This window comes from Erwinia sp. V90_4 (genome assembly GCF_029967685.1).
GTDB lineage: Bacteria > Pseudomonadota > Gammaproteobacteria > Enterobacterales > Enterobacteriaceae > Erwinia > Erwinia aphidicola.
The window spans coordinates 26,896-40,853 of record NZ_JASCAQ010000054.1 but is presented as its reverse complement, the minus strand read 5'-3'; the positions used below and the strand labels follow the sequence as shown (position 1 = coordinate 40,853).

General features: G+C 59.3%; 13 protein-coding genes. 3 read left to right on the top strand and 10 right to left on the bottom strand.

The features are described 5' to 3' along the window. From QLG07_RS15225 to QLG07_RS15195, 7 genes are all read right to left on the bottom strand, one after another. Positions 1-1,446: an amidase family protein gene (locus QLG07_RS15225; protein WP_282469569.1), complete on the bottom strand. Its 1,446-nt coding sequence runs from the start codon at positions 1,444-1,446 to the stop codon at positions 1-3. 397 nt (positions 1,447-1,843) lie between these two features. Beyond that, positions 1,844-3,073, bottom strand: a complete 1,230-nt coding sequence (locus tag QLG07_RS15220; protein WP_282469568.1) for an MFS transporter — start codon at positions 3,071-3,073, stop codon at positions 1,844-1,846. A gap of 111 nt (positions 3,074-3,184) precedes the next feature. Next, on the bottom strand, positions 3,185-4,501 hold the full coding sequence (locus QLG07_RS15215) for a sorbosone dehydrogenase family protein (RefSeq protein WP_048917988.1): 1,317 nt from the start codon (positions 4,499-4,501) through the stop codon (positions 3,185-3,187). 10 nt (positions 4,502-4,511) lie between these two features. Beyond that, positions 4,512-4,940, bottom strand: a complete 429-nt coding sequence (locus tag QLG07_RS15210; RefSeq protein ID WP_282469567.1) for a DUF2231 domain-containing protein — start codon at positions 4,938-4,940, stop codon at positions 4,512-4,514. A gap of 103 nt (positions 4,941-5,043) precedes the next feature. Beyond that, complete coding sequence (locus QLG07_RS15205; RefSeq protein ID WP_099753837.1) at positions 5,044-6,363, bottom strand: CitMHS family transporter; 1,320 nt, start codon at positions 6,361-6,363, stop codon at positions 5,044-5,046. 336 nt (positions 6,364-6,699) lie between these two features. Next, positions 6,700-8,559, bottom strand: a complete 1,860-nt coding sequence (locus QLG07_RS15200) for a methyl-accepting chemotaxis protein (RefSeq protein ID WP_282469629.1) — start codon at positions 8,557-8,559, stop codon at positions 6,700-6,702. 430 nt (positions 8,560-8,989) lie between these two features. Next, positions 8,990-9,565 carry a flavin reductase family protein gene (locus QLG07_RS15195; RefSeq protein ID WP_048917997.1) on the bottom strand — a complete coding sequence of 192 codons (576 nt, stop codon included), beginning with the start codon at positions 9,563-9,565 and terminating at the stop codon, positions 8,990-8,992. A 66-nt stretch (positions 9,566-9,631) separates the two neighbouring features. Here QLG07_RS15195 and QLG07_RS15190 point away from each other — a divergent pair, with 66 nt between their 5' ends. After that, positions 9,632-9,808, top strand: a complete 177-nt coding sequence (locus QLG07_RS15190) for a hypothetical protein (protein ID WP_166643178.1) — start codon at positions 9,632-9,634, stop codon at positions 9,806-9,808. On the opposite strand, the gene QLG07_RS15185 is transcribed toward QLG07_RS15190, so the two are convergent. Then, positions 9,805-10,443 carry a cysteine hydrolase family protein gene (locus QLG07_RS15185; RefSeq protein WP_191149444.1) on the bottom strand — a complete coding sequence of 213 codons (639 nt, stop codon included), beginning with the start codon at positions 10,441-10,443 and terminating at the stop codon, positions 9,805-9,807. The genes QLG07_RS15190 and QLG07_RS15185 overlap by 4 nt on opposite strands. 65 nt (positions 10,444-10,508) lie before the next feature. Further along, positions 10,509-11,207 carry a cysteine hydrolase family protein gene (locus QLG07_RS15180; RefSeq protein ID WP_048917999.1) on the bottom strand — a complete coding sequence of 233 codons (699 nt, stop codon included), beginning with the start codon at positions 11,205-11,207 and terminating at the stop codon, positions 10,509-10,511. Positions 11,208-11,355: 148 nt separating this feature from the next. Here QLG07_RS15180 and QLG07_RS15175 point away from each other — a divergent pair, with 148 nt between their 5' ends. Next, entirely contained in the window at positions 11,356-12,312 is a 957-nt protein-coding gene (locus tag QLG07_RS15175; RefSeq protein WP_282469566.1) for a helix-turn-helix domain-containing protein, read from the top strand. Here QLG07_RS15175 and QLG07_RS15170 read toward each other — a convergent pair. After that, a complete protein-coding gene (locus QLG07_RS15170; RefSeq protein ID WP_187499502.1) occupies positions 12,309-13,298 on the bottom strand; it encodes an aldo/keto reductase in 990 nt (329 codons plus the stop codon). The two genes, QLG07_RS15175 and QLG07_RS15170, sit on opposite strands and share 4 nt — an antisense overlap. 243 nt (positions 13,299-13,541) lie before the next feature. On the opposite strand from QLG07_RS15170, the gene QLG07_RS15165 reads away from it, so the two are divergent. After that, on the top strand, positions 13,542-13,934 hold the full coding sequence (locus tag QLG07_RS15165; protein ID WP_282469628.1) for a cupin domain-containing protein: 393 nt from the start codon (positions 13,542-13,544) through the stop codon (positions 13,932-13,934). Positions 13,935-13,958 lie beyond the last annotated feature (24 nt).

Below are 13,958 nucleotides of genomic sequence, written 5' to 3'. Positions count from 1 at the left end.
TCAGCGTTCAGGCGCGAACCGCGCAGGTTGGTGGTGTTTCCACGGCTGGAGACGTTCAAACGCGGCACTGGCGGCCAGCACGCGGGCATCGTCGAGATGGCGGCCAACGATCTGCAGCCCGACCGGCAGCCCTTCGGCAGTAAATCCGCACGGCACCGAGGCAGCAGGCTGGCCGCTGAAGTTGAACGGGAAGCAGAATGACAGCCAGTGATCGCTGCTCACCCGGCGGCCGTTAATCTCTTCCGGCCCCTGCATTCCCAGCGGGAATGGCGGTGCGGCCAGCGTGGGGGTAATCAGCAGGTCGTAGCCCTGCATAAAGCGCCACAGCGTATTCACCAGCCTCTTGCGCGCCGTCAGGGCATCGGTAAATTCGGCGGCCTGCCACGGTCGTTGCAGCATGGCAACCAGATGCGCGGCCATCTGCCCGCCGAATTCAGGCAGCTGCGCGCGCATGCCGCTCAGGTCGGTTTCCAGCGCGACTATGGCGCGAAATGACTCAACCTGGTCGCCAAATGGCGGGTCGACGAGCTCCACCGTGCAGCCGAGGTCATCGGCAAAGCGCTGGGCGGCGCGGCTGACCAGCGCTCTTACCTGCGGGTCGAGCGCCACAAAACCAAAATCGGCGCTGAAGGCTACGCGTAGCCCGCGCACTGGCTGGCGTAACGAACCGAGCCACTCCACGTCGCTGCAGGGAATCGAGTGGCGATCGCGCATATCCGGTCCCGCCATCACCGACATCATCAGCGCCGCATCGCGCACGCTGCGCGTCATCGGGCCAATATGCTCCAGCGACTCCCAGCTTGAGACCCCGGGATAGCGATCGTCGCGGCAGCCGGGCCACAGCGGCACGCGCCCCATCGACGGTTTAAAACCGTAAATCCCGCAGTGCGCCGCCGGGATACGTACCGACCCGCCGCCGTCGCTGCCGAGCGCCAGCGGGCACAGTCTTGCAGCCAGCGCCGCCCCGGACCCGGCGCTGGAGCCGCCGGGCGTCTTGCTGAGATCCCACGGATTGCGCGGCGTGGGAAACAGCAGGTTGTCCCCCACGCCGCTGTAGCCGAACTCCGGCGCGGTGGTTTTCCCCAGCATCACCGCACCGGCGGCCATCAGGCGCTCAACGCAGATATCATCTTCATCCGGCACGAAATCGCGATAGATAGCCGAGCCGGAAGTGGTTTTTACCCCGGCGGTAGAGATCAGGTCTTTTACCGCCAGCGGCACCCCGGCCAGCGGCGGCAGCGTCTCACCGCGCGCCCGCCGGGCATCTACCGCCGCGGCCTGCGCCAGTGCCCGCTGCGGCGCGGGGGTACAAAACGCGTGAATCTGCCCGTCGCGGCTCTCCATGCGGTCAAGCGCGGCGCGGGTAATCTCCAGCGCCGAGACTTCGCCGTGGCGAATATGCGCCGCCAGATTGGTCGCATCGCCATCCAGTAAATCGTCAAACATATTTCACCCTACCCTGATTGCTAGCACTGGGGCTATCACTGCATAAAGCGGGCCAGATATGAGTAGATCAGGGAAATCGTTGCTGAAGAGGCGCCGGGATAGGATGCGTGATACAAATCGGAAACCCCTGCGCGTGGATCAGAACAGGAGATGCACAAAAATAAGGCGGGATTGCACTATAAAAGCGGTCGACCATTAAGGCCGATCTGATGTAGGGGGCGACCGCTTTTTGGGTCGACCCGCGGTATAGAATAAACCAAAAGGCCGACCGGAAAAGAGGGTCGGCCACTACGCCGATCTGATGTAAAGGTCGACCCGCGGTATAAATCCACCACAAGGCTGACCGGAAAGAGGGTCGCCCACTACGGTAGGGGTCGGGCATGCCCGACCCGAAGGCTTACGAATTCTCCAGCTTCTGCCGCCGCCTCAAATGCGGGAACAGCGTCATCCACACCGCGACCACCACCAGGGTGCCGACGCCACCGAGCACCGCAGCAGGCACCGCGCCCATCATTGCCGCCAGCAGACCGGATTCAAACTCCCCGAGCTGGTTTGAGGTATTAATAAAGATACTGTTGACCGCATTGACGCGTCCGCGCATATCATCCGGGGTGTCGAGCTGCACCAGCGCCCCGCGGATCACCATGCTGACCATATCAAAACCGCCGAGCGCGGCCAGCGCCAGCAGCGAGAGCCACAGCTGGCTGGAGAGCGCAAACACCAGCGTAGCAACGCTGAATCCGGCTACGGAACCAAACATAATCATGCCGACATTCTTCTCCAGCTTGTTACGGCTGAGCCAGACGCCCACCAGCAGCGCGCCAACCGACGGTGCGCCGCGCAGCATCCCCAGCCCCCACGGCCCGGTATGCAGAATATCTTTGGCAAAAATTGGCAGCAGCGCAGTGGCGCCGCCCAGCAGCACGGCAAACAGGTCGAGCGAGATCACGCCCAGCACGTCGCGGCGCTCGCGGATGAACTTCACCCCGGCAAACAGCGTTTTGATATTGGCGGGCAGACGCGGCTGCGCGGCGCGGATAAAGCGGATGCGGCTGACCATAATAATCGACAGCAGGTAAAACGCCGCGGCCACCGTATACACCACCTCTGGTCCGGCAACATACAGCAGCCCGCCGAGAGTCGGGCCGAGGATCACCGCGCTTTGCCCGCTCACCGCCCCCGCTGCCGTGGCGCGCGCCAGCATCGCAGGCGGCACCAGCGAGGGCAGCATCGACTGCATTGCCGGGCCTTCAATCGCCTTCGCCACCGAGATAAGAAACACCAGCCCCCACAGCGCGTGCTGATTCGACCAGTGATAAAAGGTCAGCAGCACCAGCGCCAGCAGCGCGCCCCACTCCATCACCTGCCCGCACAGCACAATACGACGGCGATCGTACTGGTCGGCCATATGCCCGGCCGGCAGCGCCAGCAGCACCGACGGCAGAAACTGCATCAGGCCAATCATCCCCAGCGCCATTGCACTGTGGGTGATAGCGTAGATCTGCCAGCTGACCGCCACGGAGAACATCTGAAAACCGAAGGAAGAGAAGGTGCGCGCCAGCCAGAAAGCGACAAAGGCGCGTTGATGCAGCAGCGAACCATCCGCTGCTGGTGCAGGTGAACTCATAGCGATTCCGAATCTTATTGTCAGGTTTTGTAATGTTGACAATAAAATAGCGCAATCAGCGCGGTGCGGCGATGAGAATAATCACCAGCGCACTCGCCCTGACTGCACGCTTTACTGCGCGGCGGTGACGCGCCAGACGGTGTCTCCGGCATCGTCGGCGATCAGCAGCGCCCCCTGCTGGTCCATCGCCAGCCCAACCGGCAGGCCGTGCACCTGCTTATGATCGTCGCTGAGGAACCCCGTCACCACCGGCTGCGGCAGGCCAACCGGCTTGCCGTTCTCAAAGGCGACGTACGCCACGCGATAGCCGTTGAGCGGGTCGCGGTCCCAGCTTCCGTGTTCGCTGATAAACGCCCCGCCGTGATACTGCGCGGGCAGACTGTTGCCGGTATAGAACCACAGGCCAAGCGGCGCAACGTGCGAGCTGAGCGCATAATCCGGCTTCACGGCTTTCGCTACCAGATCCGGGCGCGGCGGCTGTGCACGCTTGTCAACATGCTGACCAAAATAGCTGTATGGCCAGCCGTAGAACGCCCCTTCATTCACCGAGGTCAGATAATCTGGCACCAGGTCTGCGCCAATTTCATCGCGCTCGTTGACCACCGCCCACAATTTTCCGGTTTGTGGCTCCCACTGTAATCCGGTCGGATTGCGCAGCCCGCTGGCATAAATACGGCTGGCGCCGCTGGCCGCATCCACTTCCAGCACTGCCGCCCGCCGATACTCGGCCCCGATGCCGTTTTCGGTGATATTACTGTTAGAACCCACGCCGACATAAAGCTTGCTGCCGTCCGGGCTGGCGAGCAGCGATTTGGTCCAGTGGTGATTGATCGGGCCGCCCGGCAGCTCGGTCAGCTCGGTTCCCGGCGCCTCAATGCGCGTCTGCCCGCTCTGATACGGATACTTCATCAGGCTGTCGGCGTTCGCCACATACAGCGTATTACCGACCAGCTGCACGCCAAACGGCGAGTGCAGCCCCTCAAGGAAAACATGCTTCTCCCAGGTTTTACCGTCGCCGCTGCTGTTACGCAGCAGGGTAATACGGTTGCCGCCTGCTCCCCCCTTACCGGAAGACTGCTGCACAATGCCCATAATCAGCTGCTTCGGTCGGCTGGTGGGTTTCGCCGGGCCGTTAGCCTCCACCACCAGAATGTCGTTATTCGGCAGCACGTACAGCTGGCGCGGATGCTGCAGACCGCTGGCAATTTTGGCAATTTGCAGCCCCTGTGCCACCTGCGGCTTCTCATCGCCCTTCCAGCCGACGCCCTGCGGCACGCGCATCGGCGGCATCAGGAAGTTCTGCGCCTCCGGCAGCACCGGATCGGCGCCCACCTGCTGATTCGGGTCCATGGTTGAAGCGCCATCGCATCCGGCGAGCATCAGCGCTGCCGACAGCGCCAGCAGAGGGAAAACGTGTTGATTTTTCATCTTTTTCTCCTCAGTGTCGCGCGCGCAGGCGCAGAGCAAGCTGAACATTGCCAATCAGCAGCAGCAGGACGGTCAGGGTCGAGAGGACCGCCCCAAGCGGCACCACCGCGTAGCCGTCACGGCTGTGAATAAAGGCATTGAAGATCGCCAGCACCACCGCCAGCAGGTTAAGCCAGAAGTCAGTGCGGTAAGCCCCCGCACGCAGCGGTGCCCGCCCGACCCAGACTTGAAATAAATTAATCAGTCGCGGAACCACGGCAATCAGCAGGCCAAAGACGATCAGCCAGCTGGCGCCCTGGGTCCAGAACTGTTCAAAGCTGTAAACGTAGATGATGTCGAAGATCCAGGCCGCAACGAAACAGCCGAGTGGAATGGGATTCAGCAGCTGATACAGCGCCAGTGCCAGCGTTGACTGCCGTAAGGTGCCAGTTTCGGACATAACAAACCCTCCAGAGAAATAATGCGGGCGGCAAAACCATCCGCCGCCCGCGACACTGCAAAGTTTAGTTAGTGTTATGAATATTTGTAACTTTTGTTAAAGATCACCCCGCCTGATGGAAGAACGGGAACGCACCGGTGATCAGTCCGCCGACCATCAGCATCAGGCTGACCAGGATCCCCCACTTAATCGCAAAGCGCTGGTGGTCACCAATATCCACCTTCGCCAGCCCTACCAGCAGGTAGACTGACGGCACCAGCGGGCTGAGCAGATGGAACGGCTGGCCGACAATCGATGCGCGTGCAATTTCCTCAGCGGAGATGCCATAGCTGGCTGCCGTCTGCGCGATCACCGGCAGGATGCCGAAATAGAAAGCATCGTTCGACATAAAGAAGGTAAACGGCAGGCTGACCAGCGCGGTAAACACCGCCAGATAAGGGCCGAAGCTGTGCGGGATCACCGCCAGCAGGCTCTTCGCCATCGCATCGACCATTCCGGTGCCGGAGAGGATGCCGGTAAATATCCCGGCGGCGAAAATCAGCGAGGTTACCGCCAGCACGTTACCCGCATGGGCGCTGATGCGCGCTTTCTGCTGCTCCAGCGTCGGGTAGTTGAGCATCACCGCCACGGCGAAGGCCAGCATAAACAGGATCTGAATCGGCAGCAGGCCCACCACCAGCAGTACCAGCAGCACCGTGGTAAGGATCAGGTTGGGCCAGAACATTTTCGGGCGGCGGTTGGCGGCGCACTCTTCGGCATCCCCCAGCCCCAGCTCAATATTTTCCAGATGATGGTCGCTGATTTTCATTACCCCGAGGCGTTTACGCTCCTGCAGGCCAAACAGCACCGCCATGCCGACCAGCGTCACGCAGGCGATAAACATCGCAGGTAGCATCGGGATGAAGATGTCCAGCGCATCAATGCGCAGCGCCGCCGCGGCACGGGCGGTAGGGCCGCCCCACGGTGAGAGGTTCATAATACCGCTGGCGAGGTTGACCAGGCAGGTCATCGCCAGCACGTTCATTCCCAGCTTGCGGTACAGCGGTAAAAACGCCGCGATGGCGATCATATAGGTTGTCGAGCTGTCGCCGTCCAGTGAGACCAGCAGCGTCAGGATAGCCGTGCCGACCAGCACCTTCAGCGGATCCCCGCGCACCAGCCTGAGAATAAAGCGCACCAGCGGGTCGAACAGCCCGGCATCAATCATCAGGCCAAAGTAGAGAATGGAAAAGGTCAGCATCACGCCGGTGGGTGCCAGCGTCTTCACCCCATCGAGCATCATGGCGCCCAGGCCATGGTAAAAACCGCCTGCCAGCGCAAACAGGGTCGGGATCAGGATCAGTGCAATCAGTGCCGACATGCGCTTGGTCATGATCAGGTACATGAAACAGACAACCATCGAAAAACCCAATATGGTCAGCAAGGTAACTCCCCTCTTTAAGCGGTATGAAAGGTGATAAATTGGTCACGTAGTGATAAAAAAACTGATGAAACAATTAGCGCGCTCATGATTAACCTATTGTTTTACATGACGAGCGCTATTTCCTGATAATAATTAGTAACCAAATTTCTTCATTTTTTTAACAAAAAAGAGTGAGGGCGATCGCCTTTCCACACTGTGTAAATGGATAAGTGTGAGGGCGATCAACTGCTGCAGGGTTATCGGTAACAGGAAATGTGGAGGGGACAGTCCGGTTTAACCTGGCACTGTCAGTAAAGTTCAGGGCCGCAGCCAGCGGCCGCCGCCCTGCCCGTGCGTTTACCGGCTTTGCACCAGCTTTTGCAATACTTTGAGCTGTGCAACCGCTTCCTGCATTGCATCAATCCCGGAAGTCATTTCGTTAAGCTTATCGAGGTTATCACTAATGCTCTTACGCTCGCTGGCCGTCTGGCTGCTCATTGCCGCGATGGCGTTGGCGGCATCGATGCTCTGCTCGGCCATCTGTTTCGCACGCTCGACGGTAGTCTCCGCCACTTTACGGATATGCAGAATGGTACTCACCGAGTCGGTAATGCTGCGTGAGGTGGCATCTGCCTGCTCTTTCGAGGAGTGCGCCAGGCGGCGCACTTCGCTGGCGACCACGGCAAAACCTCGCCCTGCCTCCCCGGCGCGTGCCGCTTCCACCGCGGCATTCAGCGCCAGAATATTGGTTTGAAACGCAATATTACTGATGCCGCTATTGATAGTGGTAATCCCGGCGGAGAGGGTTTCCAACTGGTCAAGGCCGCTGCTGAGCTGATGCTGCGCCTGCTGGCTGTGCAGCGCGGCATCGCTGATCGAACGGATATTGCTTTCTGCCGCGGTCAGCGCTTCGCTCTGGCTGCGCGTGGCGTTTTCCAGCGCCGGCAGCGATTTCATCAGCGGGTCGAGCTGCTGCTGATAGTCCACCACCTGATTCACAATTTTGCTTTGCAGCGCGTTCAGCGCCTCCCAGCGGCGCAAGGCGCGCTGCGCATAGTGGCTGGCATAACCGGCATACTGTACCGGGAAGTTACGCATCGCATCCGATGGACGATGGAAAAATGCCAGCGCCGACAGCGTCTGATTGATCGGCACACCAAGGATTTCGCCAAAGCTGGAAAAGCCCGCCGCCGGGATGCCGGTGAAGAAGTGGGACTGCGGCAGGCGCGCCAGGTTACCGGCCCGGCGCAGTACGCAGTCATTCAGCAGCAGCGCCGCTGGCTCGCCATACTGCGCGGTAAACTTCTGCCAGTCTTCGCGCGTGGCCGCAGCAAAGTCGGTCTCCTGCAGCAGATGCAGGCGATCGCCAAACTCCAGATCGCAGAAGAACTGAATGCGGTCCGGCAAAATTTTGGCGATGGAACGAATGAAGAACTCCTCTTCGACTTTTACCGCAAAGGTCAGCCCCTGCAGGCTTTGTTGCAGGTTAGCCGGCGTGCAATTTAACTGCGCGCACAGCGCCTCGATAACGTTGTGCTGGCGCCCCTGGGCATCAAACAGCGAGGTGACGGTGCGTGCCACCGGGTCCGCTTCCGCGACCAGCCAGCTGTGCGCTGTCGGGACAAAGTTCTGGCTTTTAAAAGGCGCAAAGGATTTACCGGCGGCCATCTGGCAGAAGACGATCACCGCCTTGCCCTGCAAAATACGCCCGCCGTTGGCGATCCAGGTGCCGTCAAAATCCAGCGTGCCGCCTGCGGACCCGCCAATCGCCAGACACGGGAAGCGACCGGAGGCATACCACGCCTGCATCAGGAATCCTTCGGATGCTGACAGGCCATCACAGAAGATCAGCGCAAAGGTCCGTTCTGCCGAGAGTGGCATTTTTAGCGCCAGATGCTCAAGCTCGCGCTGAATAGCGCTGACACGCTGCGAGGCACCCGAAGTATCCTGTACGTGCAGATCAACCTCATGCACTTCGTGTGCGGCAATCAGACTCTCCGGCAGCCAAAGCCAGCTTCCCTGCTGCCCGTCACCGTCACAGTAGGTGCTCTGCCCCCGCCCGCTGCACAGTGCGCCATTGGAGGAGAGCGTCAGCACGCTGCGCCGCGCCGCGTTCAGCTTCTGCCACGGCGGACTGACACGGCTGAAATCGGCATGCGGCGGCACAAAACTTAGCAGCAGACCGGCGCTGTTGCGGCTCAGTCCTAGCTCGTTCATGCCTGCAGGAGGGTGGCTGGCGTTAAAAACACCGGCACGAGGTACGCTGCCGCGCGTTTTCAGCCGCGCGGCAGTGTTCCAGAAAGAAGTGTGACTCATTTATTGCCTACTTATTGACTAAGCGCCCGGTGCCGTCTGGGTTGAAATCTGGCACCTGCTGGTGAAAAAAAGAGATGCGCTTCCGTGTGTCGTTAGGTTTTACGCTGGGGGTTATCGGCAACGAGGGGGGAAGTATTAGGAGCAATGCGTGCGGTGCGCCAACAGAGGGTTAACGGGCGAGGCAATCCTCGCCCGCGCGGCGGTCGGGCCATTTTCCTGCTAGTGTTATGGCGAGGCATGCCTCGCCACTACGGGATTGCGGATGCAGGCGCAGCAGCAGGAGGTTGCCGTAGGGGTCAGGCCTGCCTGACCCGCAATTCCCCGCGCTGATTCAACCTTCCAGCACGTTCAACGACTCGCCCGTGGCATAGAACTGCCCGCCTGCCACGTAGTGCAGGCTGCGCAGTGCGGGGTCGGCCTGGTCAAAATGCCAGTGACCTTCGCTGAATACCCGGCTGTCGGCCCATGCGCCCACCACTTCAGCGATAAACAGATCATAAGTGTTCTGGATATGAGGTTCGGGGATCAGCCGGCAGGCCAGCCACGCGGAACAGCCGCGTACAAACGGCAGGTCGTAGCCGTCGAAGCTGAACAGCTCCACGCCACAGTTGGCCAGCTTATCGGGTTCGTTAAACAGGCTGCGCGTGCCAACCGCATGGGTAAGATTGATCTGTGCAACGGTGGGAACCTGAATCACAAACAGCCCGCTCTCCTCTACCAGCTGCCGGGTTTTGGCGATTTTGTCGATCACTACCGTCAGCTTTGACGGCGAGAAATCCAGCCCGCAGGCCCAGGCCGCTGCCATCACATCTTCCGTGCCGCCTGCGCGCGCTGAAACAAGGATGGTCGGGCCGTGATTAATCAGGCGGTAGGCCTTTTCCAGTTCAACCGGGACAATATTGTTCATTGATTTCCACCCTGATGGATTTTTTGCATTACGATCATATCAAGGGTATCTCATCGGGGAATCATCATGCCACTGCTAATCCTGGTACTGCTCAGCGCGCTTCTGCCGCTGCGGGTCGCGACTGCCGACAGCAGCGGCTGCCAGCAACAGTGCTATATCGAAAACAGCCGCTGCGACCGTGACAGTCGCAGCGGCTGTAGCAGTACACTTCAGCGCTGTCTGCAGGCCTGCGCCCACCGTTAACGGCTGACGGGCAGATCAAGCACCTGCTGGGTGGTTTTGATCTCGGCGAACACGTCTGCGACGGCGGCCAGGGCAGCACGCTGCAGATCCTTGCTGTCGACAACGTTGTTATCCCAGGTCGCCAGGCTGCGCGTGGCGGTAGCATCTTGCGGGATAATGACCTCATAGCCCAGCGGCACGGCGTCACGCGCGGTAGATGAGACGCACATGTGGGTCATCAGGCCGCATACGATCAGCGTTTTAATTCCTTTCGCTTTCAGCTGCGCATCCAGATCGGTGCCGACGAACGAACTTGGGGTCGGTTTGGTAATCGTGATATCGCCCTCAACCGGCAGCAACTCCGGGTGAAACTCAGACAAAAAGTGGTCTTTAGCAAACAGTGGGCCGTCCGCCGGGCCTTCGTGGCGAACGAAAAATACCGGCATCGCGTGGGCATGGGCGAAATCAACCAGCTTGCGCGACTGCTTTAAGACTTTCATGCCGTCGGCGATCGGCATTTTGCCGTCAAAATATTCATTCTGGATATCGATAACGATCAGCGCAGTCTCGTTGGCCGTCAGTTGGTTAATAGCCGTGGCGCCGCTCATGGTGCGGATGCTGGGTGCCTGGCTTGCAGTAGCAGATAATGTGGTCATGTTATTTTCCTGTAAGCGTGTTCAATTAGTGGCCTGTCTGATTATAGACAGGCTCACAAATGGGATTAGTTAATTACCCGCATATCGAGAACCTGCTGGGTGGTTTTGATCTCGGCGAATACGTCCGCAACGCCTGCCAGCGCGGCACGCTGCAGATCCTTGCTGTCGACGACGCTATTATCCCAGGTCGCCAGGCTACGAGTGGCAGTTGCATCTTCCGGAATAATTACCTGATAGCCTAATGGCACAGCGTCACGGGCGGTGGAAGAGACACACATATGGGTCATCAGTCCGGTGACAATCAGATCTTTGATGCCCAGTTTTTTCAGCTGCGCATCAAGGTCGGTGCCAACAAATGAGCTGGGAGTGGCTTTGGTGATCACAATGTCACCTTTGCCCGGCTGCAGGTCTTTATGGAACTCTGCAAAGTGGCTGCCTTTGGCAAACAGCGGGCCGTCCGCCGGGCCTTCATGACGCACGAAGATCACCGGCATCCCTTTTTTATGCGCAAAATCGACCAGTTTGCGTGACTGCTTCAGAGCTTTCATGCCGTCGGGGATCGGCATTTTACCGTCAAAGTATTCGTTCTGAATGTCGATAACCACCAGCGCGGTCTGTTTGGCAGTCAGCTGATTGATGGATGTCGCGCCGCTCATGGTACGGATAGTCGGAGCCTTGCTGGCGTTTACGGTGTCAGCGGCAACAGCAGCGCCGGAAGCCATCATGGCTAATACCAGGGCAGCGGAGGTGAATAATGTTTTCATGTTATTTCCTTTCTCTCATTTTCAGGTTAGTTTGCTTTTCACTCATCAAGTGATGGCGGCAAGTATCCTCCTGAAACGGCATGTTGAAGAGAGGCGCGGATACCCAAAAACGATCGTTTTGGGCCAGGTTGATTACAGGAGAAGGTTCATGGCGATTAACATAGGGATTGTGGTGTTTGACGACATCATTCCTTTCCATCTCTCCGTGCCCTGCGCGGTATTTGAGAAGGCGCTACAGCCGGATAGCACCCCTGTTTTTCAGCTAACCGTGTGCGCCACCACGCCGGGCGTGCTGCGCACCAATGCTGGGTTTTCCATTGTTGCGGAGCGGGGATTAGACGCGCTGGATTCAGCGGATATTGTGGTGGTGCCCAGCTGGAGTAATCCGGACGAGCTCCCCCCTGAAGTCCTGCTGGCGGCGCTGCGCAAGGCACATCAGCGTGGAGCTACCGTCGTCGGGCTGTGCCTCGGGGCCTTTGTGCTGGCGGCAGCGGGCCTGCTGAATGGCCGTCGCGCCACCACGCACTGGCGCTGGATGGATGACTTTCTCAGCCGCTATCCGCAGGTCGATATTGACCGGGACGTACTCTATATCGATGAAGAGGATATTGTCACTTCGGCGGGCACCGCAGCCAGCATCGACTGCTGCCTGCACCTGGTGCGTAAACATTGTGGGGCGGATAGCGCTAACAGCGTGGCGCGCCTGCTGGTAGTCCCCCCCCACCGTCAGGGTGGGCAGGCGCAGTACGTTGAGCAGCCGGTGTATAACACCAAAGGCGGGGATAACTTTTTATCGTCACTCAGCTGGGCAACCGAGAACCTGCAGCAGCCATTAACGCTGGATATGCTGGCCGACCACGCCTGCATGAGCCGCCGCAGCTTTACCCGCCGTTTTCAGCAGACCAGCGGCACCAGCTTTAATGTCTGGCTGCTGAATCAGCGGCTGGCGGTAGCGCAGCGTTTTCTGGAAAAAACCGACCAGCCGATTGAGCTGGTGGCGCAGCACAGCGGATTTCCATCCGCCATTGCTCTGCGCCGCCATTTTAAAGCGCAGTTTAATACCTCCCCGGCCCGCTACCGCAGCGAGTTCCGCGGACGGGTTTAGTTGCCAACGCGCTTCATCAGATCGGCGGGGTAACGATCTCCGGTGACTTCGATCTCAGCCAGCGCGCTGTTGATCGCCGCCAGATCGGCGGGATCGAGCGTCACTTTTGCCGCATTGAGGTTCTCCTCCAGCCGCTGCAGTTTAGTCGTGCCGGGGATGGGTACAATCCACGGCTGCTGCGCCAGCAGCCACGCCAGCGCAATCTGTGCCGGAGTAACGCCCTTCTCAGTGGCAATCTGCCCCAGCCTGTCGACCAGTTTCTGATTGGCTTTACGTGCTTCGGCAGCAAAACGCGGCACCTTATTACGGAAGTCATCGCTGGCAAAGGTGGTGCTGTCGTTGATCGCCCCGGTGAGGAAGCCTTTACCCAGCGGACTGAACGGCACAAAGCCGATACCCAGCTCGGCCAGCAGCGGCAGGATCTCTTTCTCCGGCTGGCGCCACCACATTGAGTATTCACTTTGCAGCGCAGTCACCGGCTGCACCGCGTGCGCACGGCGGATGGTCTGTGCCCCGGCTTCGGACAGGCCAAAATGTTTTACTTTCCCTTCGGCGATCAGCTGCTTAACCGTACCGGCCACCTCTTCAATCGGCACGTTAGGGTCGGTGCGGTGCTGATACAGCAGGTCGATGCATTCAATATTGAGACGCTTTAGCGATCCTTCCACCGCCTGGCGGATATGCTGCGGCTGGCTGTTGAGTACCTGGCTGTTATCCGGCTGGGGCAGATCAAAGCCGAACTTGGTGGCGATCGTTACCTGGTCACGCATCGGGGCCAGCGCCTCGCCGAGCAGCGTTTCATTGGTGAACGGGCCGTACACTTCGGCAGTATCAAAGAAGGTGACGCCCTGCTCCACCGCCGAACGGATCAGCTTTATAGCCTGCTGCTTATCGGTCGCCGGGCCATAGCCAAAACTCAGGCCCATACAGCCTAAGCCGAGTGCTGAAACCTCCAGTCCGCTGTTACCGAGTTGTCGCTTTTGCATGTGGTTCTCCTGATATGAACGAGTCCTGATGGTAGTCACGCCCGCGCCAGCACACTATAGTGCTCAGGCGCATGCGCTTATCAACTCCACTCATCAATCACTCCAGATTGAGGCGGCAGCTGGCAGGAATGCACCGTATTAATGAGTTAAACTCACCACTTCTATGCCTCAGGCGTACTCAATCCGCAGCGCGCAATCGCCTATGATTAACGGGTGTTCAACATCTCAGGAATTCATTTGATGATCGAAATTACTAAAAAAGGCAGCAAACCGATGGTTGACGGCCCGGCTGACTATTTCACCGGCGCGGTGAAAATTGATGCGCCTGCCACCACTGAACCGGCGCGTCTGAGCGGCGCAACCGTGGCCTTTACCCCGGGCGCACGCACCGCATGGCACACCCATCCACTGGGGCAGACGCTGCTGGTGACGGCGGGCCAGGGTTGGGTGCAGGAGTGGGGTAAAGAAGCACAGGCGATCTCTGCTGGCGACAACGTGTGGATCCGTCCCGGGGTAAAACACTGGCACGGCGCCAGCGCCGACAGCGCGATGACCCATATCGCCATCGCCGAAGCTGAAGATGGCAAAGTGGTAGACTGGCTGGAACATGTCAGCGACGAGCAGTATCAGGGCTAATATTTCACTCTGGCGGGCCAACCT